Annotated in this window: 20 protein-coding genes; 8 read left to right on the forward strand and 12 right to left on the reverse strand. The window is 53.3% G+C overall.

All coding sequences use genetic code 11. The features are described from left to right. Positions 1–101 precede the first annotated feature (101 nt). From typA to HZ297_RS04985, 6 genes are all read right to left on the reverse strand, one after another. The gene (typA, locus tag HZ297_RS04960; RefSeq protein ID WP_178861896.1) at positions 102–1,922 is read right to left on the reverse strand and encodes a translational GTPase TypA; all 1,821 of its coding nucleotides are present in this window, start codon (positions 1,920–1,922) and stop codon (positions 102–104) included. 257 nt (positions 1,923–2,179) lie between these two features. Further along, complete coding sequence (locus HZ297_RS04965; RefSeq protein ID WP_178861897.1) at positions 2,180–2,695, reverse strand: DUF6691 family protein; 516 nt, start codon at positions 2,693–2,695, stop codon at positions 2,180–2,182. A gap of 27 nt (positions 2,696–2,722) precedes the next feature. Continuing rightward, the gene (locus HZ297_RS04970) at positions 2,723–3,211 is read right to left on the reverse strand and encodes a YeeE/YedE family protein (protein WP_178861898.1); all 489 of its coding nucleotides are present in this window, start codon (positions 3,209–3,211) and stop codon (positions 2,723–2,725) included. A gap of 149 nt (positions 3,212–3,360) precedes the next feature. Then, a complete protein-coding gene (locus tag HZ297_RS04975) occupies positions 3,361–5,502 on the reverse strand; it encodes a putative bifunctional diguanylate cyclase/phosphodiesterase (RefSeq protein WP_178861899.1) in 2,142 nt (713 codons plus the stop codon). A gap of 25 nt (positions 5,503–5,527) precedes the next feature. Next, complete coding sequence (locus HZ297_RS04980) at positions 5,528–6,175, reverse strand: histidine phosphatase family protein (RefSeq protein WP_178861900.1); 648 nt, start codon at positions 6,173–6,175, stop codon at positions 5,528–5,530. Positions 6,176–6,464: 289 nt separating this feature from the next. Next, entirely contained in the window at positions 6,465–9,038 is a 2,574-nt protein-coding gene (locus HZ297_RS04985) for an EAL domain-containing protein (RefSeq protein WP_178861901.1), read from the reverse strand. Between the two features lie 312 nt (positions 9,039–9,350). Here HZ297_RS04985 and HZ297_RS04990 point away from each other — a divergent pair, with 312 nt between their 5' ends. From HZ297_RS04990 to HZ297_RS05000, 3 genes are all read left to right on the forward strand, one after another. Continuing rightward, positions 9,351–9,890 (forward strand): YaeQ family protein, encoded by a 540-nt coding sequence (locus HZ297_RS04990; RefSeq protein WP_178861902.1) that lies wholly within the window; start codon positions 9,351–9,353, stop codon positions 9,888–9,890. 44 nt (positions 9,891–9,934) lie between these two features. Next, positions 9,935–10,279, forward strand: coding sequence for a VF530 family protein (locus HZ297_RS04995; RefSeq protein WP_178861903.1), 345 nt, complete (start codon positions 9,935–9,937; stop codon positions 10,277–10,279). A 284-nt stretch (positions 10,280–10,563) separates the two neighbouring features. Continuing rightward, a complete protein-coding gene (locus HZ297_RS05000; RefSeq protein WP_178861904.1) occupies positions 10,564–10,707 on the forward strand; it encodes a hypothetical protein in 144 nt (47 codons plus the stop codon). Between the two features lie 185 nt (positions 10,708–10,892). Here the strand turns inward: HZ297_RS05000 and HZ297_RS05005 are convergent, their stop codons facing one another. The 4 genes from HZ297_RS05005 to HZ297_RS05020 form a co-directional block, all read right to left on the reverse strand. Next, positions 10,893–11,831: a DMT family transporter gene (locus HZ297_RS05005; RefSeq protein WP_178861905.1), complete on the reverse strand. Its 939-nt coding sequence runs from the start codon at positions 11,829–11,831 to the stop codon at positions 10,893–10,895. Positions 11,832–11,974: 143 nt separating this feature from the next. Beyond that, positions 11,975–12,505, reverse strand: coding sequence for a lipocalin family protein (locus tag HZ297_RS05010; protein WP_439333572.1), 531 nt, complete (start codon positions 12,503–12,505; stop codon positions 11,975–11,977). A 58-nt stretch (positions 12,506–12,563) separates the two neighbouring features. After that, positions 12,564–16,268: a methionine synthase gene (gene metH, locus HZ297_RS05015; RefSeq protein ID WP_178861906.1), complete on the reverse strand. Its 3,705-nt coding sequence runs from the start codon at positions 16,266–16,268 to the stop codon at positions 12,564–12,566. Positions 16,269–16,396: 128 nt separating this feature from the next. Next, entirely contained in the window at positions 16,397–17,644 is a 1,248-nt protein-coding gene (locus HZ297_RS05020) for a GGDEF domain-containing response regulator (protein ID WP_178861907.1), read from the reverse strand. A gap of 257 nt (positions 17,645–17,901) precedes the next feature. Here HZ297_RS05020 and trmA point away from each other — a divergent pair, with 257 nt between their 5' ends. The 5 genes from trmA (at position 17,902) to HZ297_RS05045 (ending at position 22,313) form a co-directional block, all read left to right on the forward strand. Further along, positions 17,902–18,996 (forward strand): tRNA (uridine(54)-C5)-methyltransferase TrmA, encoded by a 1,095-nt coding sequence (trmA, locus tag HZ297_RS05025; RefSeq protein ID WP_178861908.1) that lies wholly within the window; start codon positions 17,902–17,904, stop codon positions 18,994–18,996. Between the two features lie 16 nt (positions 18,997–19,012). After that, positions 19,013–19,777: a sulfite exporter TauE/SafE family protein gene (locus tag HZ297_RS05030; protein ID WP_178861909.1), complete on the forward strand. Its 765-nt coding sequence runs from the start codon at positions 19,013–19,015 to the stop codon at positions 19,775–19,777. A 50-nt stretch (positions 19,778–19,827) separates the two neighbouring features. Next, positions 19,828–20,466, forward strand: coding sequence for an MOSC domain-containing protein (locus tag HZ297_RS05035; RefSeq protein WP_178861910.1), 639 nt, complete (start codon positions 19,828–19,830; stop codon positions 20,464–20,466). Positions 20,467–20,604: 138 nt separating this feature from the next. Next, positions 20,605–21,372, forward strand: coding sequence for a tRNA 2-thiocytidine biosynthesis TtcA family protein (locus HZ297_RS05040; protein WP_246261664.1), 768 nt, complete (start codon positions 20,605–20,607; stop codon positions 21,370–21,372). Further along, complete coding sequence (locus tag HZ297_RS05045) at positions 21,369–22,313, forward strand: LpxL/LpxP family acyltransferase (protein ID WP_178861912.1); 945 nt, start codon at positions 21,369–21,371, stop codon at positions 22,311–22,313. Before HZ297_RS05040 ends, HZ297_RS05045 begins: the two co-directional genes overlap by 4 nt. A 65-nt stretch (positions 22,314–22,378) precedes the next feature. Here the strand turns inward: HZ297_RS05045 and HZ297_RS05050 are convergent, their stop codons facing one another. Continuing rightward, positions 22,379–22,972, reverse strand: coding sequence for a class I SAM-dependent methyltransferase (locus HZ297_RS05050; protein ID WP_178861913.1), 594 nt, complete (start codon positions 22,970–22,972; stop codon positions 22,379–22,381). Between the two features lie 10 nt (positions 22,973–22,982). Next, on the reverse strand, positions 22,983–24,434 hold the full coding sequence (locus tag HZ297_RS05055; protein ID WP_178861914.1) for a TrkH family potassium uptake protein: 1,452 nt from the start codon (positions 24,432–24,434) through the stop codon (positions 22,983–22,985). Between the last annotated feature and the right edge of the window lie 10 nt (positions 24,435–24,444).

Raw genomic sequence — 24,444 nt, forward strand, 5'->3', positions numbered from 1 at the left:
TAATGGCTACAGTTTACCGCAAGGATAGCGGATTTTGGATACAAAAAAACCGGCCGAAGAGGTTTCTTGGGCCGGTTTTAAGAGCAGCAGCGGGCGCTGAATTACTCTTTAGAACGTCCTGCACGTTTACGGTCGTTTTCCGTTAGCAGTTTCTTACGGATACGTACGCTCTTCGGCGTGACTTCAACCAACTCATCATCATCGATGAATTCCAATGCCTGTTCCAGCGAGAAACGGATTGGCGGAGTCAGAATCAACGCTTCATCCGTACCAGATGCACGCATGTTGGTCAGCTGCTTGCCTTTCAGCGGGTTTACCGTCAAATCGTTTGAACGGGTGTGCAGACCGATGACCTGACCTTCATACACTTCGTCACCGTGACCGATGTACAGACGGCCGCGATCCTGCAAGCTGAACAGCGCAAACGCCAATGCCTTGCCTTGGCCGTTGGAGATCAGCACGCCGTTGATACGCTCACCCAAAGAACCGGAGAATTTAGGACCGTAGTGAGAGAAGCTCGAGAAGATCAAGCCTTCACCCTGGGTGGCCGTCATAAATTCGGTACGGAAGCCGATCAGACCGCGTGAAGGGATCACGAAGTCGATACGCACGCGGCCGTGTCCGTCGGGTACCATGTCAACCATCTCGGCTTTACGCATACCGAGTTTTTCCATGATGGTCCCTTGCGATTCCTCTGGAACGTCAACCGTCAGGTTTTCATAAGGTTCTTGGATTTCGCCGTCGATTTCACGGAAGATTACTTCCGGACGGGAAATGCCCATTTCAAAACCTTCGCGGCGCATCGTTTCAATCAAAACAGACAAGTGCAGTTCGCCGCGACCTGAAACGCGGAAGCGGTTAGCATCTTCAGTGTCTTCTACGCGCAACGCTACGTTGGTCAACAATTCTTTGTCCAAACGCTCACGAATCTGACGTGACGTCAGCAATTTACCCTCTTTACCGACGAATGGAGAGTCGTTAACCTGGAATGTCATGCTTACGGTCGGTTCGTCAACGCTCACCGGAGGCAGAGCTTCAGGGTGGTTAGGATCACACAAAGTATCGGAGATATTCAGAGGATCCAAACCGCTGAAAGCGACGATGTCACCAGCATGCGCTTCGTCAACGTTAATACGTTGCAGGCCGTGGTAGCCGAACAGTTCACCGATTTTGCCGCGACGAGAGTTGCCTTTGGCATCAATGATAGTGATTGGCATACCCACTTGTACTGAACCACGCTTGATACGGCCAGTACCGATAACGCCTTTGTAGTTATCGTAATCCAAAGAGATACACTGCAGCTGGAATGGCCCGCCCAGATCAACATCAGGAGGGGATACCTTGTCGATGATGGTTTCAAAGACCGGTGTCATGTCGCCTTCGCGTACGGTTTCGTCGTAACCGGCAAAGCCGTTCAGACCGGAAGCATAAAGCACGTGGAAATCCATCTGCTCGTCAGTCGCACCCAAACGGTCGAACAGGTCGAACGTCTGATCCAGAACCCAGTCAGGACGTGCGCCAGGACGGTCGATTTTGTTGATGACCACAATCGGTTTCAAACCTTGTTTCAACGCTTTTTCGGTTACAAAGCGGGTCTGCGGCATCGGACCTTCAACCGCATCCACCAACAACAATACCGAGTCAACCATCGACAGGATACGTTCCACTTCGCCGCCGAAGTCCGCGTGGCCTGGGGTATCCACGATGTTGATGCGGAAGTCGTTCCATTTAATGGCCGTGTTTTTGGACAGAATGGTGATTCCACGCTCTTTTTCCAGGTCGTTGGAGTCCATGACACGTTCGCCGGTGTCTTTACGTACGTCCAGTGTGCCGGATTGACGCAATAGCTGGTCAACCAGAGTGGTTTTACCATGGTCAACGTGGGCAATAATGGCTATATTGCGGATGTGTTGTGTGGTCATGCAGGGGTGCTCTTTATGCTAGCTCAGGCCGACTGATGGGCGAGTGTGTCGTTTAAGGCGGTTGAATGTCTAAACCGTTCTAAAAACAATCGCTTAGAACCTGAGTGTTTGAAAAAGAGGGTATTATAATGAAAATTAAAGGAATTTATAGACTAAAAGCGGAATTTTGCCGTTGCCTTTGGTGAATGTTTTATGGCAACGGCGAATTTTCAGGGGGTTGCAAGAATGGTTCGGCCTGAAAAACGCTTACGAACAGCTTAATCGCAGCCGTCTTTTAGCGTGTCCCTCAGGCGGCCGTTGTTGGACACAAAGGTTTGCAGTACACCGTAGGCCATGGTTCCCAACAGAAGTCCTGCCAGCACGAATAAGGCCCCCATTTTGCCCTCTCCGATCATGGCCGGCACCGTGCCGGGGCAGGAGGCAGTCATCGCCCAGCCGATACCGAACAGCAAGGCGCCGGCAATCAGCCCCTTCTGATAAGGTTTTTTGACAAAATCCACCTCTTCGCCGGTTGTAACTGCACGCACGTGGAATTTTTTCAATAGCCAAACGCCCAGCATGGCCACAACCACAGCGGAACCGATGACCTCCATCAACTGCATGTCGATCAGCAGGAACATTTTGGCGTGGTAGTCATAGGTGGTCGCACCGGCATGGCTCATCAGGAAGCCAAAGAGCACGCCCATCAACAGCGCCAGAAAATTGGCGCGGTAAACAAAGCTGAACGAGATCAGGAAGAGCTTGATGCTTTTAAAAATCGGAAATTTATACATGTTCAATGTCTGTCCAATCAGAAACTATCAGAAATTAAAGAGCAGTTGGGTGGTGACCATGGCACTGATAAAAAACACCGCGCCTGCCAGCAGGCTCGGCGGGTTCATCATGGCGCCACCTACCAACGCGTGACCGGTCGTACAAGCCCCGGCGAGGCGGGCACCGAATCCCAGCAGCATGCCGCCGAACGTTAGCCAGAGTGCCTTGGCTGCGTCCGACTGAGGCAGAATCGCTTCGTACATGCCCATGTCAAAGCTCATATGCCATTCACCAGGCGCCCCCAGCGCGCTCAATAACCCACCCAGCGGAATTCCGATCAAAAACCACAGTTTGGTATTGTTGAGATTGCTGTATTCGCCTTGCTGATAGTACTGCATTTTCTTGCAGATCAAGCCGCAAACATTGCCATAGCCGGTTGAGCAGCCAGCCGGTTTGCCCATGAGCCAAAAATGCAGAATAACAAAAAAACCGATGGCGATTCCTCCAAGCCATCCGGCCCAAACAACCACTTCCATTAGTATTTCCTAATAAATTATTTTTATGATGACGCTTATTTTGTTGCGTTTTCGGCGGGCTGTCAAAACAAGGATTTTTTAAAAGGGATAAGCGGGATTTATTGAGGCTGATAAAAGAGGGTTAAAAAAACTGAACAGGCCGGGTAGGGTTATGCGGATGGGTGGGTGTCCAGCCACATTTGGTGCGGAATCGGTCTGGCATAGAGATAGCCTTGAATAATCGGCGTGCCCAGTTGTTGCAAGATGATTTCCTGTTCTTTGGTTTCAACGCCTTCGACCACGACATTGAGTCCGAAGGTGTCGGCCAGTTCAAACATGGCCTTGACGAGGGTCAGATCCTCCTGCTTGTGGGTGATGTTTTGGATGAAGGAACGGTCAATTTTGATTTCATCCACCGGGAGGCGTTTCAGGTAGGACAGCGAAGAGTAGCCGGTGCCGAAATCGTCAATCGAAAAATGCACGCCGAGCTGCTTTAAACGCTGCATTTTGTTGATGACGGCTTCGTAATCGCTTAAAAAGATGTTTTCCGTCACTTCCAATGTGAGTTGTTGCGGGTCGACACCGGTCTGGTTAAAAATGGTTTCTAGATTATCGACAAACCCGGGGTGCAGAAGGTGGTGGCCGGAAAGGTTGATGGAAATGCGGAAAATCTTGTCGTGCCGTTTTTGCTCCACAAGGAATGCGCAGACTTGCGACAGCATCCATTTGTCGATGGCGATAATCAAGTTTGACTGTTCGGCAAGCGGAATGAAAAGGTCGGGGGCAACCCAGCCGCGCGTCGGGTGTTTCCAGCGAATCAGCGCTTCCGCTCGGGCAATGCCGTCATAAGGATGGATCTGCGACTGCAGATAGAACTCTAGCGCATTTTCTTCAATCGCCTTTTCCAGATCTTTTTCCAGCGCAAAATAGTCGCTGACCTGTTGCGACAGTTCGGCCTGATAGATGACGTTCTGACCACTGCCGAACTCTTTGGATTTGTGTAATGCAATCATCGCATTACGGATGATGTCCTGTGCGGAGTCGTGGCTGGAATCTGGAAAGGTCACTAATCCCAGATTACAGGTCAGCGAAAAGCTTTCCTGCTTGATTTTGAAAGGCTCGGCGACCAGACCTTGGATTTTTGCCGAGAGCGTATCAAGCAGCATTTTTTTCTGATCGTGCGGTATCACCGTGGGGTGAATCAAAATAAAAAACTCATCGGCACTGCCGCGATAGCATTTACAGTCGTAGTCGGAAAATTGGCGGAGGCGTTTGGCGAAATCTGCGAGTATTTCATCGCCGAAACTATAGCCCAGCGCGTTGTTAAACACCTTGAAGCGGTTGATGTTGAGTTTGATCAGTACGCCTTTAAGAGCTTTGCGGCGCGCTTTTTCAAGTTCACCCTCCAGGTCTTTATTCAGCATTTGTATATTGGGCAGGCCGGTTAATTCATCAAAAAAAGCGAGGCGGAAAACGCGCTGTTCCTCCTCCTGATTAAGCAGCAAACTCTCTTTGAATTTAAGCACTGATTCACCAAGCAGGCGTAGCTCGCCGTTGGTCTGGCGAATCATACGGTCAACGGCCTCAAGTCGGGGAACCTCTTGTTTCATATTGGCCAGTTCATGCAAGGAGGAAAGAATGATTTGTAAATAGCGCGTCAGTCGCGAGGCGGAAAAAAGGGCTATTACAAAGGCCAGTACAAAACCTGCAAATCCCAGATAATAAATCGAGTTCAGCGCCTTCTGGGTACGTTGGCTGGCATGTTGCATCGTTGTATCGGTGTATTCGGAAAGTGTGTTCGATAGCAAATTGGACTGGTAGACGAATTTAAAATATTCCGTTTGTGCTGACTGGATGTAGTTTTTGGAGGTCTGCGGGTCAATCGCGACGATGTCGGAAGCCATCAGGGTAAAGTTTTTAAAGTTAATGAAACTTTTTTGCCAATGATTGAGGTCAAGATTGGCCAGGTGCAGTGAGTCCAAGTGTTGGCGCAGCTCATTGAGATTCTGCTCGGTTTCGGCCAGCTCATCGACCATGTGGGAGTGAATGCGATAGGCCTCTGCATGGCTGAGCGCGCCTTCATGGGTTTGTTCAAGCAGTTGATTTAAGAGGTTGTACTGTTGGCCGACCGACTCGATGAAACCGATGGTCTGTCTGAGTTCTTCAACGATTTTTTTGACGTTTTGCTGGCTGTTTTCCTGAACACGAGAGAACTCGGTCAGGCTAAATGCGTTTATGGCTGCGACCAAGATGAGCACAATCAAGGCAGGCAGTAAAAAAAGCAGAAGTGCCGAATAACTTGGTCGCAGCATAATGCAATTAACCCTTCATTAGGTTTTAGGGCTGTGTAAGCAGTACAGTCCAGTCTCGTGGGCGGATGCTGCCAAGGTATTCATATTGGCCATGCTCTTTGGGTTTAAAAATAACCAAAGTGGCCTCCTCCGGGAAGTATCCCATCATATCCATGATATTAGGCGCATGAGCTACCAGAAAGCGGTTGGTCCCGGCGGGCACCGGGGCGGAAATCAAACTGCGCGTTTTGGCAATCACCGGTTTTTTTTCGGCGGTTGTCATACTGCCGGAGTACATCAGCCCGATTTCTATGGCGTAACGATGAAATGCGTTCGCAGCGGAATCTTTGGCACGACACATCGGGCTGGCAAACACGTCACCCACCGGAATTCCCGCCTTACGGATATTTTCGCCGACCGTTTCGGTCACCTGCTGGCCTTTGGTATTAAGCACACGCTGTGTGCTGCAATCGTTCAAATCTACTTTCGGCACCCGGTCGGGACGGCTGTTGTCGGTGTTGCCGTGACGCATATAGATAACATAGCCCCCGGCTTTCAACTGTTCTAACAGGGCGGGGGTGGCAATCACTTCCTGAAATTCCGGCTGTTGGGTTTGTGCCTGTGTGCTAAATGGCGCCGCAAAGAACAAGAAGCCCCATAGCATCGTAAAGATTGTCAGTGTTCTGGCTTTCATTAGGCGTATCTCCCTGAAATGTGATACTGGCATTGGCTACGCTTAGGGTTTTATTGTACTGTAATTTACGTATTTTCAAGAAGTTAATTTGATGCAGATTGCTCTTTGAGGATGAGGCCGGTGAGTTTTGCAGCGCAGGAAAAATAAGGGAAGCTGGTTTTATTATGCGCTCTCGTCGGGCCCATTCAAAAAGAGTCGTTGGCGGAATCTTCGGAATTATATCCCAAATAATGCCCTTTTTGGTGTGTTCCGCGCGGCCCGATAGCCGCGCTACCCGGCCTGTTGAGTTTTAAAGGCGATCTTTTTGGTCGGCGTGCAGCGCATCGAGAACCTGATCGGGCACGGCTTGCAGGAATAGCGGTTGTGCCGCGCCGATAAAATAACCTTGTGCAAATTCAATGCCGCTTTCATGGACGGCACGCAGCACTTCGGGGGATTCGATAAACTCGGCCACGGTTTTGATGCCGATCGATTTGGCTAAGGTCACCGCACTTTCCACAAACGCGAGATCGATGCGGTCGGTGACCATGTTGCAGATAAATTCGCCCTCGATTTTGAGGTAATCAATCGGGAAGCGTTTCAGATAATGGAAAGAAGAGAAGCCCGAACCGAAATCGTCGATGGCAAACATAAAGCCCTCGAACTTGAGCTCGCGGACGAACTTTTCCAGCAGGCTGATATTCCGCACGGTTTCCCGTTCGGTAATCTCGAAAACAATGCGGTTGGGGCGGATGCCGTACTCTCTGGCCAGCGTTTTGACCTCGTTGATAAATTCGTTGAGAATCAGCGCCTTGGGCGACAGGTTGATGAATAGCAGCCCCTCGTAATGCTGCTCGCGCACCGCCTGGAAAGCTTTTTTGATGAGCAGGTAGTCGAGTTTGTGGACGATGCCCATATTTTCCGCCACATCGATAAACTCGCCAGCCGGAATCAGTTTTCCGTCTTTGCGGATGCGCATCAGCAGCTCATGCACGGCGATATGCGGGTTGTGGTCGGCGAAAGCCAGAATCGGCTGGAAATGCGGCTCGATGCAACTCTCGTCTTCCAGCGCCTGTAGTAAGAACGCGCTCTTTTCGGTGTTGCGGCGGTAGAGTTCGGCCAGTTCGTGCGCATCGGGCACGCAATATTGGTCTTTGCCGTTCGCCTTGCCTTTGTACATCATGTTGTCGGCGACGATGTAGAGATCCTGCGGTGTTTTAGCATGTTCAGGATAGCTCGACACGCCGATCGAGCAGGTCAGGTGGACGCGTTCCATATTGGGAGAGATCTCCTCGATATGGTGAATGCTGGTCATCACCCGTTCGGCCAGATGGTGCGCCTGAGTGCTGTCGGTTTCAGGCAGCAGGATGCAGAATTCGTCTCCGCCGTAGCGTGCCAGTACGTCCTCGCTGCGCAACGCTTTCTGCAGTTCGCGGGCAAAGCCCTGCAGCATCTGATCGCCGAAGGCGTGGCCGTGGCGGTCGTTGATGAACTTGAAATTGTCAAAGTCGATCATCATCAGCGAGAAGGCGTAATTGTGGCGATCGGCGCGGTGGATTTCGTAATCCAGCAACTCCTGAAAGACGCGGCGATTGTAGAGGTTGGTCAGCGGGTCGCGCGTGGCATAGTATTCGAGATCACGGGTGTATTTGTTGATCGCTTTGATCGAGCCGACCACGTTCACCAGGGTCGTCAGAATACTTTCGATGACAATGGTGCGCGTCAAATCCTGTTTATAGCCTTGAATGCCGATGCCCACCACGCCGCCAACGCGCGGTGTTTCGAGCATCAGACTCTTGGTTTGCAGGTCGATCGCTTCCTCGACATATTCCAGGTGCAAGTCGGGGTTGGCGATGGAGTGGTGAATATCTACCGTGGGATTCTGTTTGAGGATCGGGTGATCGTTGATGCGCGCTTCGGCAATCTTCTGGAAGTGGTCGCGCATGGTTTCCGAAGGCCGGCCTGCCCAAAATATTTCCATGCCGAAACGCTCTTCGTCATCGGTGCGGAACACCACAAACAGCGCGTACATCGGCAAAATCTTGGTGATCTCCAGAATCATCTGGTTGACGTGCTCTTTCCAGTCGCGCACCACCTCGGAGGTGATAATGAACTTATCGAGCAGTTTGATTTCAAATTCGAGAATGTCGCGATCCACCGCGATGGTTTGCAGTTTTTCTGCAAGCTGCTCAAACTCTTGCCCCAGTTTTTCCAGCTCCTGATATTTTGAAAGCAGTTCGGAGGGTTTAATCTCCTTGAGGTCGCGCACCTTGTCTACATGCTCTATTTTTTCGTGCAAGGCCTGTATGACCTGTTGCATAAAATCGCTGAGTTTATGGCTGATGAAGTAGGCAATCAGAATCGGCAGCGGCAGAAGCAGCAAAAAGAACATCAAAAAATTCTGATTGGCGGCGTTGAGTGTGCTCGCCATATCCTGGCGAAAATGCATCACGCCCAGCACGTCGCCGACCTTGGCGTTGCTGTGGCAGCTCAGGCAGCGCGTTTCCGCCTGGAGCGGCAGCATGCTGTCGAGAATATTGTCGCGCAGTTCCACCGACTCCTGCGCGCTGGCGAAAACCGAATCGAGACGGTCCAGCTGCACCGCATTGAGCGATTCGTGCGGGTCGAATTCGCCGTATTGTGCAGACACGAGGCGGCTGCGATACAGTTCGATCTGAATATTGGAGAGGCGGTAGGTATCCTGGGTCTGCTTGATGAATTCGTTGAGCTGCTCGCGGCTCCAGCCCTGGCTCATGATCTGGTACATATTGTCAAACGTCAGACGCGAGAAGGTGGCGGCGTTCTGATGGCTGTTGTTGCTGATGGCGTGCTCGAACAGCTTCGACGAAAACAGGTAGGAAACCGCAAATAACAGCAATGACACTGTCATTGCGCCGACAAGAATGGTTCGTTTAATGCTATTGTTTGATCGGGTTTGATTCATAAATCGCCATGACCAACAGGCCGTTCAGCCCGCAGACGTAAATTGCACATTATTTGTATGGTTAAGGCGTTATTCTACAGCAGAGACAGTTTGAAGCTAAAGCAATTTATTAATTGAAAATCGTTTTTGTTTGCACTTGCCGATTTGTTTTAAGCCGTTGCCGCCCCTTTGTCGATGCTCTTATCAATAGGGCGCTTTTTTGTGGCATGATGTGCGCCTGTTTACTGTGTTGTAATCTTAAAAGGGTATTTTGTGGCACTCAAACCAACCGTTTATAAATTCAAAATCTCGCTGTCAGACCTCAACCGTTCCCATTTTGACGCCTTGAGTCTGACGGTGGCCAAACACCCCTCGGAAAACGACGAGCGCATGATGACGCGCCTGCTAGCCTATTGCATCAATGCGCAAGAAGGCTTGAGCTTTGGGGCGGGGCTGAGTGAGGTCGATGATCCGGCGATTTCAGTCACCACCCTGGATGACCAGATTGCCCTATGGGTCGATGTGGGCGAACCCGCTTTTGAGCGCATGAAAAAAGCCACCCGCAAAGCCAAACAGACAAAAGTCTATAGCTTCAACACCAAGTCCGATGTTTGGTGGGAGCAGGGCAAGGCGCAGTTCGGTCAACTGGCTGCCGATGTTTGTCGCTTTAACTGGAACGAAATCCAGACGTTTGCCGCCATGTTGGAGCGCACCATGGATTTTTCGGTGACGATCAGCGGCAATTCGGCGTACATCGCCACCGCCAAAGGCGAGTGCGAAGTGCATTGGGAAGTTTTGCAGGAGCAGGCGTAAATTTAACGTTACTCTGAAACCGATTATTTTTTAGGAGCCGGAAAATGACGGATAAATCGCATAAATCATCGCAGAACAAGTCGGAGGGCCAATCGTCAAAGGCTTCGAATTCGCCGCCTCGTCTGGAGCAGAGTGCCAGCCAGCGCAATAATCCGTTGCACGGCATTACCCTCAAAATCATTGTCAGCGAATTGCATGACTATTATGGCGGTTGGCAGGGACTGGCGCAAAAAGCGCCGATGAACTGTTTTAAAAACAATCCAACGCTAAAATCGGCACTGACTTTTTTGCGCAAAACGCCTTGGGCGCGTGAGAAAGTTGAACAGCTTTATCTGTTTACCCAGCGTGAAATCCAACGCCGGAATAGAACGAAACCGGGGTCAGAATAAGGGCATCCAAAACGCCAATGAAAGAGAAAAGGCAAGACCCTTGCCAAGAAAGTGGATGCCTTTTGTAATATTAACGACTCGTAGCTTGGTTCAGCGCGAAATTAAAGCGTGTTGCGCTGGGAACAACCACCGGGCTGCCGGTTATTTAAGATGGCTGCGGGCCGCAGGTTTATCGATTTGTTTGGGTATTGAATTATTTTTGGGTGGGATAAAAATTACCAACGGAAGGCCATAAATAAATGCTTTATAGTGGCGCTTTTTTCAACTCGGTAGAGGGATATTCCATGTCTGATAATATGCAAAACACCCAATCAAAACCTTCAAAAAGCCGCATGGCGATTAAATACGGCGCAATCGGCGTATTACTTGCCGCCGCTCCGGTGATTCTGGCAGCTGAAATTTTGATGCCAATGCTTTCAGTTCGCTAGGCCTTTCTCAAAGCCTGATTCCTATGCTCTCACGCTCATTGTCGGGAGCATAGCTGCCCTCGGGTTGCTCGTTCCAATCAATTGCCACCTGTCTAACATCATCACGTTGTTTCTGATGCGGCTGCATCTTCGATTTGCGCATCGCCATCCTGAAAATACTGAACATAACCGGGGTTAGAGTAACGTTATCCGGCGTTGGTTTTTTGCAGTACCGCTTTGCGGTGTTGATTGCGACCGATAATAACCAAACCGATGCCGCCGAGCATCAGCAGGGCGGCCAAGATAAAGCGCAAAGTAATCGGTTCTGCCAACAGCCAGTTGGCGCCGACGGCCGCGAGCAGCGGCACCAGCAGTTGCGAGGTGGAAGCCATGCTCGGGGAAAGATTGGTCAACGCCTTGTACCACAAGATATAACCCAAGCCCGAAGTGACCGCGCCAGAAAACAGCGCCAAACCGATTCCCTTGGCCGTAAAATGAATGTTCGGCAGAAAAAACAGGCTGACGACGGTAGCCAGCGCCACCAGCGGCAGCGTGCGGTAAAAGTTGAACGCGGTATCGCGCAGAGGATCAAGCGATTTGCGGCCGTACAAACTGTACAGCGCCCAGGTGTAGGCCGAGATGACCACCATCACCAATCCCCACCAAGACGGAGTGCTCAGTTTCGGGTAGACCAAATACAGCAGACCGAACAACGCCAATGCCACGCCGATCCACTCCGCCGCGTGAAGTTTGTGGCCTTGCCGAACGCCATAAACGATCATCGTCAACTGCACCACCACCGCCAGAATCAGAGCGCCGTTTGCCGTGCTGATGGCCACATAACCGTAAGAGAATGTAATCGCGTAGACAAACAGCACCACCGCTGATCGCCAACTGCCTCTGCTGGCATGGGTTGTTTTTTCAGCCCGCAAAACCGTGTTGGATTGCCGGCGTGACATCCACAGCATCACCAAAAACAGCATCGCCGCGGCCGAACCGAGCCGTAAATTGGTGAAGCTCACCGGATCGATCAGCTGACCGTCAAGCGCCCATCGGCAGACAATCGCGTTGGTGGCGAAAGCGACCATCGACAAAAATGTAAACAGGGCGGTTTGAAATAGCGCGGCGCGGCTTAGATGTGGCATATCGAATCTCAAGAAACGACCGACATGGTCGCGTGCGCTATTTTAAAGGTTGGCTAAAAAGAAGCCAGTGGAATTTGAAGCTGGGGAAAACGGAAAAGAATTTTTCATTCTGGCCCCGATTCTTTATCAGTGTCGGCGGATGGTTATTGGCACTCTCTTACCCAAATCCACTGTTGGGTATCAACGCCGATCGCCTTGGCTTTATCCGAGTACGCCTGGCACTGCGCTTTAGGCGGATTGGGGGAGCGTGCTAAAATCCAGGCGTAATCGGTGTTTGGGCCAATCACCAGGCTCATGCTGTATTCCTTGTCCAGCATCGCCACATTGTAACCGCCGTAAAAAGGGCCAAAAAAAGAGACTTTTAAGGCACCACGATTACTCGCGCCTGTAAAGTAAGCTTTGCCTTCGGCCAAACTGGCCTCTCCATTTTCGTCAATGCCTTGGTTTATAACGCGCACGCCACCGTCTTCGCGCAGCGAATAGGTCGCGGTTACCTCGCTCAGGCCGCGTTCAAACGAGTGATCCAAACGCGGGATTTCGTACCATTTGCCTAAATATTGGTTCAGCTCAAAAGGGGTCACCGGCTCAACCTTGTCCGGTACTTTGGTGCAGCCTGCCAGCGCCGCCATTGCGGCGGTAAATCCCATAATATTTAACCAAGTGCGCTGCGACATAAGAACTCCTTGACGATTTAAAACCGAACCACTCAGCCAGAGAAACGGCAGGTGCAGTCTACTGCGCAAAATCTTCCGGATCGTAACCCAGATTCGGTGCTAGCCATTTCTCGGCTTCTTCGATGCTCCATTTTTTGCGTTTGGCGTAGTCTTCGACCTGGTCGCGGCCGATGGAGCCGACACCGAAGTATTTCGATTCCGGATGCGAGAAGTAAACGCCGGAAACCGCCGCGGTCGGATACATCGCATAGCTTTCGGTGATTTGCAGGCCGATGGCGGTATCCGGTTTGAGCAGTTCCCAGATCGTGCCTTTTTCGGTGTGTTCCGGACAGGCCGGGTAGCCGGGCGCCGGGCGTATGCCGAGATATTTCTCTTTAATCAGCTCTTCGTTGCTCAGCTCTTCGTCCGGCGCATAGCCCCATTCGGTCTTGCGCACCATTTCATGCAAAGTTTCGGCAAAGGCTTCGGCAAAACGGTCGGCCAGCGCTTTCAGCATAATCGACTCATAGTCGTTGTGTTCGGCTTCAAACTCGGCGACTTTTTCATCCACGCCGATCCCGCCGGACACCGCGAATAGACCAACATAATCGGCAATACCGGTTTCTTTGGGCGCCACATAATCGCTCAAACACTGGTTGTAACCGCCGCGTTTTTTCTCCGCCTGCTGGCGCAGGTTGTGCAGTACGGTCAGCACCTCGCTGCGCGACTCGTCGGTATAGACTTCGATGTCGTCGCCGATGGCATTGGCGGGATAGAAGCCGTAGACGGCTTTGGCGGTAATCCATTTTTCGGCAACGATTTTCTCGAGCATCGCCTGCGCATCGGCATAGACCTTGCGCGCTTCTTCGCCAACCACATGGTCGTCGAGAATACGTGGGAACAGGCCGTGCAGTTCCCAGGACTGGAAGAACGGCGACCAGTCGAAACGCTCCAGCAGTTTTTCCAGCGGGAAGTCTTCAATCACGCGTGTGCCGAGGAAGGAAGGCTTAACCGGCTGGTAGCCGTTCCAGTCGATTTCGATGCGGTTTTCGCGCGCCTTGTTGATCGGGATGCGTTTGACCTCTTTGGCGCGTGCCTTACGCTCTTCACGCACCTGTTCGTACTCGGCTTTGATTTTGGCGGCAAAATCGGCTTTGAGTTCGTTGGAAATCAGACTTTGCGCCACGCCCACCGCGCGCGAGGCGTCTTTCACGTAAACCACCGGGTGCGAATATTGCGGTTCTATCTTGACCGCCGTGTGCGCTTTGGAGGTGGTCGCACCGCCAATCAGCAGCGGCAGGTTCATGCCGCGCTCTTCCATCAGTTTGGCGACATTCACCATCTCTTCCAAAGACGGGGTGATCAGACCGGACAGGCCGATGACGTTGGCGCCCTGTTCGATGGCGGTATCCAGAATCTTCTCGGCCGGCACCATGACGCCCAGGTCGATGACCTCGAAATTGTTACACTGCAGCACCACGCCGACGATATTCTTGCCGATGTCGTGCACGTCGCCCTTAACGGTCGCCATGACGATCTTGCCATTGGCCTGGCCTTCGGTTTTGGCGGCCAGAATGTAAGGGTCAAGATAGGCCACCGCGCGCTTCATCACACGTGCCGATTTCACCACCTGCGGCAGGAACATTTTGCCCGAGCCGAACAGGTCGCCGACCACGTTCATGCCGTCCATCAAAGGCCCTTCAATTACACTCAAGCCGGAGCCTAGTTTTTGATAGGCCTCTTCGGTATCGGCTTCGATAAAGTCGGTAATGCCTTTGACCAGGGCATGTTCCAGGCGTTTCTCGACTGGTGCATCGCGCCACGCCAAATCCGCTTCTTTGCCAGCGGCAGAGCCATCGCCACGGAATTCGGCGGCGACTTCCAGCAAGCGTTCGCCGGCTTCCGGGTCTTTGTTCAAAATCACGTCTTCAACGGCCAAACGCAGTTTCTCGGGCAGGTCGTCGTAGATCGCCATCTGACCGGCGTTGACAATCCCCATGTCCATGCCTTCTTTGATGGCGTAGTAGAGGAATACTGAGTGGATCGCTTCACGCACCGGGTTATTGCCGCGGAACGAGAAGGAGACGTTGGAGACACCGCCGGAAATCTTGGCGTGCGGCAGGTTGGCCTTGATCCAGGTGACCGCGTTGATGAAATCCAAACCGTAGTTGTTGTGTTCTTCGATGCCGGTCGCCACCGCGAAGATGTTCGGGTCGAAAATGATGTCCTGCGGCAAAAAGCCCACTTTCTGGGTCAGCACGTCGTAAGAGCGTTGACAGATTTCGATTTTGCGCGCCAGCGTGTCGGCCTGTCCGGTTTCGTCGAACGCCATGACAATCGCTGCTGCGCCGTATTGTTTGACCAGCTTGGCCTGCTCGATAAACTTCTCTTCGCCCTCTTTCAGCGAGATGGAGTTGACCACGCCCTTGCCCTGAATGCATTTCAGACCGGCTTCGATGACCTCCCATTTGGAGGAGTCGATCATAATCGGCACGCGCGACGCTTCCGGTTCCGAGGCCAATAGATTCAAGAAACGCACCATGCAAGCCTTGGCGTCCAACATGCCTTCGTCCATATTGACGTCGATAATCTGCGCGCCGTCCTGCACCTGTTTGACGGCGATTTCAATCGCCTCTTCGTAGTTCTCTTCGATAATCAAACGCTTGAACAGCGCCGAACCGGTGACGTTGTTACGCTCGCCGACGTTCACAAACAGGGTGTTCTCGTCGATGTTCAACGGTTCCAAACCGGAAAGTCGACAGGCCGGGTGTACGTCTGGCAGTTCGCGGCGCGGATGCGCCTGCGCGGCCTTGGCCATCGCTTCAACGTGGTCGGGCGTGGTGCCGCAGCAACCGCCGATAATATTGATCCAGCCGTTTTTCGCCCAATGGTTGATTTCGGCGGCCATCTGTTCGGGGGTTTCGTCGTATTCGCCGAACTCGTTGGGCAGACCGGCATTGGGGTGTACGGAAACGTAGGTTTCGCAAACGCGGCTCAGTTCCTGCACGTAAGGGCGCAACTCTTCCGGTCCCAAGGCGCAGTTTAGGCCGACCGACAGCGGTTGGGCGTGCGCGACGGCGTTGTAGAAGGCTTCGGTGGTTTGACCGGAAAGGGTTCTTCCACTGGCGTCCGTAATTGTCCCAGATAGCATAATCGGCACTTCATAACCGACCTCTTTTTCCACTTCCTTAACTGCAAAAATAGCGGCTTTGGCATTCAGGGTGTCGAATACGGTTTCAATCAGAATGGTGTCGACGCCGCCTTCCAGCAGCGCGTGAGTCGCTTGTTTGTAGGCGGTCACCAGCTCGTCAAAAGAGGTGTTACGGAAGCCTGGGTCATTCACATCCGGCGAAATCGAGGCGGTGCGGTTTGTCGGCCCTAAAACGCCGGCCACAAAACGCGGTTTGCCGTCTTCGGATTCCGCAATGTCGCACGCTTCGCGCGCCACTTTCGCCGCCGCCAGATTGATTTCTCTGACATGGGCTTCCATTTCGTAGTCGGCCTGGGCGATGGTGGTGGCGTTGAAGGAGTTGGTCTCAAGAATATCCACGCCCTTGCGCAGAAAGCTCAGATGGATGTCACGAATCACGTCCGGTTTGGTAATGACCAGAATGTCGTTATTGCCCTTGATGTCCATGTGGTAGTCGGCAAAACGCTCGCCGCGGAAGTCTTCTTCGCTGAGGTTGAAGCCCTGAATCATCGTGCCCATCGCCCCGTCAAGCACGACAATGCGTTCTTGTAGCAGTGTTTTCAGGGTTTGCAGGCGTTCGGTTCTTTGACTCATAACTGATTCCATCAATGGCAAAAAATAATCGGGCTATTTTACCCGATTTATCACTTGAGCACTAATTTCAGCTGAGAGGCGCGCGGTTTCTGCAATGGCTTTTGACGCGGGGGGATGGCTTTTGAACGTTAAAACTCGACACTCACACGGTTGCGGCCGTTTTCTTTGGAGCGGTACAAGGCTTTGTCGGCGCGTGCAATCGCGCCCTCCAGGTCTTCGCCTGAAAAGGTCAGGCCCTGACTGACGGTAAACGGAATGCCGACTTTTTTGGGTGACTCCTCTTCCACCATGACTCTGAGCTGCGCGCAGAGTTCTTCGATTTTGGCGGCATCCTTGGCTTCGCCCAAAACGCAGAACTCCTCACCGCCGAAGCGCGCCACCAGAAAGTCGGCAAAGACCGTTTGCAGCGCATCGGCCATAAAGATAATGGCCTCGTCGCCTTTCTGATGGCCGTGGTTGTCGTTGACGAGTTTGAAGTGGTCGATATCGGCCATGACCACAAAAAAGTATTTGCGCATCTGCTTTAGCTGGTTGAAAAGCACATGGCCTTGCTTGAAGAAGTAGCCGCGGTTGTAGGCGCCGGTCAGCGCATCGCGCTGCGAGATGTACTCGATTTCGTTGTAGGCATTGGCGTGGTCGATGTTCTGCTTGATGCGCACATACAGCTCTTCCGCCGTGAAGGTGGTGTTGAAGAAGTCGTTGACCCCGTATTTCATCATCTTGATGGCGGTGGCGATGTTGTCGCTCGGTTCGCAGGCCATCATCGGCAGCTGGTTCTGGCTGAAGCGTTCGCGGACCTTGTTGATGAATTCATAGATGTTGCTGTGACGGATGTTGTCCACGTCTTCAAGCAGAATCAGGTCGGGCTGGGATTTTGCCAGCTGGGTGGACAGCTCTTCGGGCGATTCAAACAGTTTGACCTGAAAACGGTGGATGCGTAACAGTCCGACGAGTTTGTTGCTGTAGGCCGATTTGCCGGAAGTCAGAATCCACAAGGTGCGTTGCGCGTTTTTATAGAGGGTGATGACGGTTTGCAAGGCGTAACGGATTGACGAAGGACTGTCTTTAATGACGTAGTCGGCCACCTTTTTCTGGAACATCTCCTTGCGAATCTCTTCACTGTAGCTGCCGGTCAGTACCACGGTGGTAATGTGATGGCTGTTGAGCAGGTCGATGGCTTCGCCGCGCGGCGCGTCGGGCAGGTGTAAATCGCTTAGGCAGACCACCACGTTGATGTCGGTATTGAGAACGGCTTTGGCTTCGGCCAGGCTGTGGCAGGTCAGAACGGGGAGTGGGCTGAGTTGTTCGAGTTGATCTTTTAAAAACAGGGCGATGGATTTCTGGTCGTCGATAATTAAAAAAACATCTTCTCGCATGTTGGTTTCCGCTGGAATTAAGGAGTTTGGGAATGCCCTAAAGTATAAATGCTTATTTTTTTAAATGCTATGGCGCAAGCGAACGAATCGCCGGGTTTTTTGCCCGGGAGTGTCGGGCGGCGATATGTGGCGGCAATATCGGGCGGCAAGTTCGTCTCAATGGCGCCAGGTAATTGTTATAATAAGCGATTTTAAACAGCCGGGTGTCGCGCAAGCCTTTGCAAACAAGGCGGTGGCCTCATGTAGTTGGAACGTCTATGCTCTGCCAAGTTTTTCCTGAAGAATATCAAACGCAACTTGACCATAAAGTGGCACGTTTGCAAGCGCTGCTGCCTGCGCAGACCGAGGTAAGGGTTTTCCCGTCGCCTCCGCAACATTACCGTGCGCGTGCGGAGTTCCGCGTTTGGCACGAGGGTGACGAATCCTTTTACATTATGTTTGACGGCGACAGCAAACAGAAGGTGCGGGTGGATCGTTGTCCGATGGCGATTGAGGCTATTGATGCGCTGATGCCTGAACTGATGGCCGCGATCAATGCCGATGCCGCACTGCGCCACAAGCTGTTTCAGGTCGATTTTTTGGCGACCCTGAGCGGCGAGATGCTGGTGACCTTGATTTACCGCCGTCCGATCGAGGAGGACCCGGCCTGGTCGGATTCGGTGGCGCGTTTGAAAACGCAGCTGCCGATTACGCATGTGATCGGCCGTGCGCGCAAACAGAAAGTCCTCAAAGACAGCGATTATGTGGTCGAGCGTTTGACGGTGGATAACAAAACCTTTGTTTACCAGCAGGTGGAAAACAGCTTCACCCAGCCTAATGCCTACGTGGCGCAGCAGATGCTCGGCTGGGCGCGCGGCATGGCCGCCAACTATCTGGATGGTCAGGGCGATTTAATCGAGCTATACTGCGGCAACGGCAATTTTTCGATTGCGTTGGCCGACAAGTTCCGCCGTGTGCTGGCCACGGAAATTTCCAAGACGTCGGTGGCCTCGGCGCAGTTCAATATCGCCGCCAATCAGGTGGAAAACCTGACGATTATCAAAATGGCCGCCGAAGAGGTCAGCGAGGCTCTGGCCGGCAAAGCGTTCAACCGTTTGCAGGCGGTGGATCTGGCCAGTTACGCTTTTCAGGCGATTCTGGTTGACCCGCCGCGCGCCGGGCTGGACGATCTGACGCGTCACATGGTCACGGAGTATGAGCATATTCTCTATATCTCCTGTAATCCGGAAACCCTGGCGCGTGACCTGGAAAGCATTTTACAAACGCACGATGTGCTGGAAGCGGCGCTGTTTGACCAGTTTCCCTATACCCACCACATTGAAAGCGGCGTGTTTCTGAAACGTAAAGCGTAAGTTGTAAGGAAAAAAGATGTTATTAGCTTGGATTGGCGCACTTTTTATCGGCATTACCCTCGGTTTGTTGGGCTCCGGCGGCTCGATTCTGACCGTACCGGTGCTCACCTATCTGGTGGGGCAGGAAACCAAGGTGGCGATTGCCAGTTCCTTGATGATCGTCGGTGTCATCAGTGTCTTCTCGGCCATTCCCTATGCCCGTCAGCAGCTGGTTAAATGGCGCACGGTCGTCTTGTTTGGTATTCCCGGTATGGCCGGTGCGGTCGCGGGAGCCTGGCTGGCGCATTATGTCGCCGATGCGCTGCAGATGCTCATTTTTGCGGTGCTGATGATCGGTGCGGCTTACCTGATGTATAAGCCGATGAAGCTCGACGAAGGCGAGCAGGTTGAGCGCGCCATGTATAAGATCGCATTGGACGGTTTTATTGTGGGGGCGGTCACCGGCCTGGTCGGCGTGGGCGGCGGCTTCCTGATTATTCCGGCTTTGGTGCTGCTCGGCGGTTTGTCGATGCGCCTGGCGGTGGGCACGAGTTTGGTGATTATTGCGGTCAAATCGTTTGCCGGTTTTATCGAGTACCTGTCGGTGCTGAAGACATTGAATCTGACGCTCGATTGGGGTGTCATCGGTCTGTTCTCGGTGATAGGGGTGATCGGCGGCTGGCTTGGGCATAAAATCAGTAGTAAAGTGAATCAGGAACACCTCAAAAAAGGCTTTGCTGTTTTCCTGATTCTGATGGGGGTCTTTATTCTCTATAAAAACCTGCCGACTCTCTTCGCCTGACATTAAAACGGCGCAAGAGTGATGCGGACAAGCGCTTATAAGGGGGGCGTATGCGGGTCGAATCCATTAATGTCGGCGCGGTAGAAACATTGCGCTGGCGCGATGGTGAGGAGTCGGGGGTGCATCCCCGGGCGCTTCACGGTCTGGTGAGGGTCAATAAAACCGGTCTTGAAGGCGATTCTAAAGTCGGGAAGCCGCAGGATGGAGAAGACAAGGCGGTGTTTGTGATGCCGGCCCAGGCATACGAACGCTTGGGGTTGCGCGAGCCGTTTGGATTCTTGGGTGAAAACCTCACCATTTCAGGTCTGGATGAGCGTCAGGTCTGTTTGGGCGATCATTTGCGCATCGGCAGTGTATTGCTGGAGGTGTCGCAGCCGCGTGCCCCCTGTTGGAATCTGGACGAGCAGGAGCCGAACGCCTATTCGCAGAAGGGGTGTGTCGGTTTTTACTGCCGCGTGCTGCAGGAAGGTTTGTTGCATAAAGGCGATAGCGTGACGGTGGAGCCCTATTCCGAAGCCTTGGGACGCACCTTCAGTTGCATCACGGTGTACGACCTGTATCGCGCCAAACTCTACCACCATAATGAGAAGGAATGGCTGATACTGCAGTCCGTCGTGAAACATCCGGCGTTGGCAGAGGCATGGCGCAAGGCGATTTTGGAGTTGCTCAAAATTCACTCCGCGGGATAAGGATTCAAAAAAGGCAAAGGACACAGCAAGATTATGGTCGAACAAACGGCTCTGGCCATCACCCCGGATGTGGAGGGGGCGGCCAAACCCAGTAAAAAAGAGCGCACCAAAGACTGGATTATTCCGCCCAAGGCGATTATGAAGCCGGTGGGTCGTGCCATGGCGCAGTTCGGTATGCTGCGCGACGGCGACCGCGTATTGCTGGGGTTGTCAGGCGGCAAGGATTCGCTGGCGTTGCTGGTGATTCTGAAGCATCTGCAGCGTCATGCGCCGATCAAGTTCGAGTTGGCCGCCTGCACCATCGATCCGGAAATCCCCGGTTTCGATCCGTCCCCGCTGAAGGAGTGGGTCGCCAAGCTGGGCGTGCCCTATTTTTATGAAGCCGAAGACCTGGTGGCGCTCGCCAACCAGCATATGAAAGGCGACTCCTTCTGCAGTTTCTGCGCGCGTCAGAAGCGCGGCAAACTCTACACCGTGTGCCGCCGCGAAGGCTATAATGTCCTGGCCTTGGCGCAGCATCTCGACGATCTGGCGGAAAGTTTCATTATGTCGGCTTTCAATGCCGGTCAGCTGCGCACCATGAAAGCGCATTACCTCAACGACGACGGCGATATCCGCATTATCCGTCCGCTGGTGCGGGTGCGCGAGAATCAGACGCGCGATTTCGCCAAGGCCGCCAACCTGCCGGTCATTCCCGACAACTGCCCGGCCTGTTATGCCAAGCCGCAGGCGCGCGCCGAAACCAAGGCGCTGCTGCTAGAGCAGGAGAAAAAGAACAAACATCTTTATGCCAATCTGTGGACGGCGATGCAGCCGCTGATTGCCGACGATAATCATGCCGGTCTGGCGCATCTTACCGCAGAGGATTCAGTGGATGACGCGGCCACCGAGGAGAAGATCGGGTGAGCAGCGTGCGCCAAAAAACCGCCAAAAAATCTCAACAGGCCGGGTGGGGCGACCGCATCAAGGGTGCGTTGCTGATTGGTCTGGTGCGTTTTCTGGGCTGGCTGCCGCTGTCGCTTAACCGCCTGTTGGGGCGTTTTATCGGGCGCCTGCTGTGGTGGATTCCCAATAGCAATAAAAAGGTGACCGAACGCAATATTCAGGCAGCGTTTCCGCAGTTGAATCCGACTGAGCAGCGTCAATTAAGCCGCGAAAGTCTGTTGCAACTGGGCATGGCCACCGCCGAGCTGGGGCCGATGTGGTGCTGGTCGGCAGACAAATTGATGCCGTTGGTCAAAGAGGTCAAGGGACAAGCATTGTTGGACGCCGCCATTGCCGAAGGGCGCGGTGTGATTTTTCTGGGGCCGCATATCGGTGCCTGGGAGTTGGTGGGCAACTGGCTGGCGCTGCATTATCCGCTGACCGCCATGTACCGTCCGCCCAATATCGCCAGTGTGGAAGGTTTTATGCTCGATTCGCGCAACCGTTTCGGCGGGCACTATATTCCCGCCGAGCTGCGCGGCGTGCGCGAGATTATCAAAGCCCTCAAGCACAGCGGCGTGACCGGTATTCTGCCCGACCAGGATCCGGGCGATAACGGCGGCGTCTATGCGCCGTTTTTCGGGCGTCCGGCGCGCACCATGACATTGGTGGCCAAACTGCTGCAAAAGGCGCAGTGTGCCTGTCTGTTGGTGATGGCGGAGCGTCTGCCGGGGACGGAGGGGTTCCGATTGCATTTTCTGCCGGCAGAGGCCGATATCGCGTCCGACGATGATGTGGTGGCTGCGGCCGCGCTTAACCGCGGGGTGGAAGCGTGCGTGCAGATCGCTCCGGCCCAGTATTTGTGGGCCTACAAACGCTACCGCAAACCGCCGGCCGGAATCGACGATATTTACAAGGCCTGACCCGGCCTGTTCACTTTTCTGACGCGCATTTTGCGCGTTTTTTGTGCGTATGGCGTTAGATGACGTTAAGCCGTCTTTTGGCCGATATACCAGGCGTAACGCTGCTTGGCAGGCTGTTCGGCGGTGTCGTTTTCATTGGCCAGCCAGCCTTCGCCGTACACCCGGGTTTGCAAATGGGGGCAGAGGCGCACCAGTTCTCCCGGTTGCACATAAAAGTCGGGATTTTGCGGCGCGTTGCTTTGCACCGGCGCCAGAAAGGTCTGGTAGATCAGCAGTCCATTGGGTTTAAGGGCGCTTTCCAGCTGTTTGAAGAGTGTGCGGTCGAGATAGCGGCTCACCACAATCACATCATATTGCTGATAGGGCAGCAGCATCTGCGTGAGGTCGGTAATCAGCGGTTCAATCGGCAGTTTGTTGAGGCTCGCCCAGTTGTTGAGCACGGTCAGGGCGTTATCGGAGATATCCCACGCCTGGGTTTTCAAACCGCATTGTGCCAGAAAACGGGCATTACCGCCCAGCCCGCAGGCGACTTCCAGCGCCCTGCCTTTGAAGGGCAGCAGCCGGCTGTGCTGCTTGAGCGCAAAGCAGGGGTTGGCCGGCGTGCTCAGACTGGCCTGTTGATATTTTTGATCCCATTTTTCGGCGGTTGTTATCGTCATGAACGTCTGTCTATTTGCGCCAGAAAGCGGCGGTAAAGAGCACCAACAGGGTAAACAGTTCCAAACGACCCAGCAGCATCGCAAAAGTCAGAATCCACTTGGCCGGGTCGCTCAGACTGCTGAAATTGCTGGCCACCTCGCCCAGCCCCGGGCCGAGATTGGTAATGGTGGCCGCCAGCGCTGAAAAGGCGGTGACCTGGTCAAGTCCGAGTGCCATGAGCAGCAGCATGAGCACTGCAAAAATCGCCACGTACATCGAGAAAAAGCCCCATACCGCACTGATAATGCGCTCTTCGACCGGCCTGCCGTTGAGTTTGATGGAGATGAGTGCATTGGGGTGTAGCAGACGATGCACTTCGCGGATGCCCTGCTTGAAAAGTAACATAAAGCGGATGACTTTCATGCCGCCGCCGGTGGAATAGGCGCTGGCACCGATAAACGCCATAAAGATCAGCATGACCGGTAAAAAGCCCGGCCAGGAGGCGAAATCGGTGTTGCCAAAACCGGTCGTCGTCGCCACCGAAACCGTCATAAAGGCGCCGTAACGCAAAGCCTCGCTGAAGCTGGCGAAGACGTCTTGAAAGTACAGGTAAAGGGTGCTGACCGTGATGCCGACCAGAAGCATGGCTGTGTAGACTCTGAATTCCGGATCCAGACGGTACGGGTTGACGCTCATGTGACGGAAGGCGCTGAAATGCAACGCGAAATTAATGCCGGAAAAGAACATGAAAAAGATGGCGATGGTTTCAATCGTCTGGTTATTGAAGTAGGCGAAACTGGCGTCATGCGTGGAGAATCCGCCGATGGCCACGGTAGCGAAGCTGTGGCCGATGGCATCAAAGAGATTCATGCCCGCCCACCAGTAGGCGAGTCCGCAGACAATGGTCAATCCAAGGTAGATCAACCAAAGTGCTTTGGCGGTTTCGGATATGCGCGGAGCCAGTTTGTTGTCTTTGACCGGTCCCGGCGTTTCCGCACGATAAAGCTGCATGCCCCCTACGCCAAGAATCGGCAGAATGGCGACCGCCAGAACGATAATCCCCATGCCTCCAAGCCATTGCAATTGCTGGCGATACCACAGAATCGCGTGCGGCAGGGTGTCCAGCCCGCTGATGACGGTCGCGCCGGTGGTGGTCAGGCCGGAAAAGGATTCAAAGATGGCGTCGGTGACGCTCAGCGGAACGTCCTCTTCTATATAGAGTGGCAGGGCGCCGACCAGTCCGAGTACCGTCCAGAACATGACTACGACCAGAAAGCCGTCGCGTATCTTAAGATCACGTTTGTGGCGGCGTAACGGATACCACAACAGCAATCCGGTGACCAAAACGCCCAGCAGTACGCTGCCAAATGCAAAAGTGGCGCCGTCGCCGTAGATTAATGAGACGGCCAGCGGCGGAACCAGACTAAAGCTGTAGATGATAAGCAGCAGTCCGAGAATTTTGATGATGAGCGTCGATTGCATTGGGTTGAGA

This window comes from Thiomicrorhabdus cannonii (genome assembly GCF_013391695.1).
GTDB lineage: Bacteria > Pseudomonadota > Gammaproteobacteria > Thiomicrospirales > Thiomicrospiraceae > Thiomicrorhabdus > Thiomicrorhabdus cannonii.

What these genes read in the sequence shown, in the direction of transcription:
- HZ297_RS05040 (WP_246261664.1), top strand. Translation starts at nt 20,605, where the DNA reads ATGAAGCCGGTGGGTCGTGCCATGGCGCAGTTCGGTATGCTGCGCGAC.
- trmA (WP_178861908.1), top strand. Translation starts at nt 17,902, where the DNA reads ATGCTCTGCCAAGTTTTTCCTGAAGAATATCAAACGCAACTTGACCAT.
- metH (WP_178861906.1), bottom strand. Translation starts at nt 16,268, where the DNA reads ATGAGTCAAAGAACCGAACGCCTGCAAACCCTGAAAACACTGCTACAA.
- HZ297_RS04965 (WP_178861897.1), bottom strand. Translation starts at nt 2,695, where the DNA reads ATGTATAAATTTCCGATTTTTAAAAGCATCAAGCTCTTCCTGATCTCG.
- HZ297_RS05010 (WP_439333572.1), bottom strand. Translation starts at nt 12,505, where the DNA reads ATGTCGCAGCGCACTTGGTTAAATATTATGGGATTTACCGCCGCAATG.
- typA (WP_178861896.1), bottom strand. Translation starts at nt 1,922, where the DNA reads ATGACCACACAACACATCCGCAATATAGCCATTATTGCCCACGTTGAC.
- HZ297_RS05005 (WP_178861905.1), bottom strand. Translation starts at nt 11,831, where the DNA reads ATGCCACATCTAAGCCGCGCCGCGCTATTTCAAACCGCCCTGTTTACA.
- HZ297_RS04975 (WP_178861899.1), bottom strand. Translation starts at nt 5,502, where the DNA reads ATGCTGCGACCAAGTTATTCGGCACTTCTGCTTTTTTTACTGCCTGCC.
- HZ297_RS05035 (WP_178861910.1), top strand. Translation starts at nt 19,828, where the DNA reads ATGCGGGTCGAATCCATTAATGTCGGCGCGGTAGAAACATTGCGCTGG.
- HZ297_RS05055 (WP_178861914.1), bottom strand. Translation starts at nt 24,434, where the DNA reads ATGCAATCGACGCTCATCATCAAAATTCTCGGACTGCTGCTTATCATC.
- HZ297_RS04995 (WP_178861903.1), top strand. Translation starts at nt 9,935, where the DNA reads ATGACGGATAAATCGCATAAATCATCGCAGAACAAGTCGGAGGGCCAA.
- HZ297_RS05030 (WP_178861909.1), top strand. Translation starts at nt 19,013, where the DNA reads ATGTTATTAGCTTGGATTGGCGCACTTTTTATCGGCATTACCCTCGGT.
- HZ297_RS04970 (WP_178861898.1), bottom strand. Translation starts at nt 3,211, where the DNA reads ATGGAAGTGGTTGTTTGGGCCGGATGGCTTGGAGGAATCGCCATCGGT.
- HZ297_RS05020 (WP_178861907.1), bottom strand. Translation starts at nt 17,644, where the DNA reads ATGCGAGAAGATGTTTTTTTAATTATCGACGACCAGAAATCCATCGCC.
- HZ297_RS05000 (WP_178861904.1), top strand. Translation starts at nt 10,564, where the DNA reads ATGTCTGATAATATGCAAAACACCCAATCAAAACCTTCAAAAAGCCGC.
- HZ297_RS04980 (WP_178861900.1), bottom strand. Translation starts at nt 6,175, where the DNA reads ATGAAAGCCAGAACACTGACAATCTTTACGATGCTATGGGGCTTCTTG.
- HZ297_RS05050 (WP_178861913.1), bottom strand. Translation starts at nt 22,972, where the DNA reads ATGACGATAACAACCGCCGAAAAATGGGATCAAAAATATCAACAGGCC.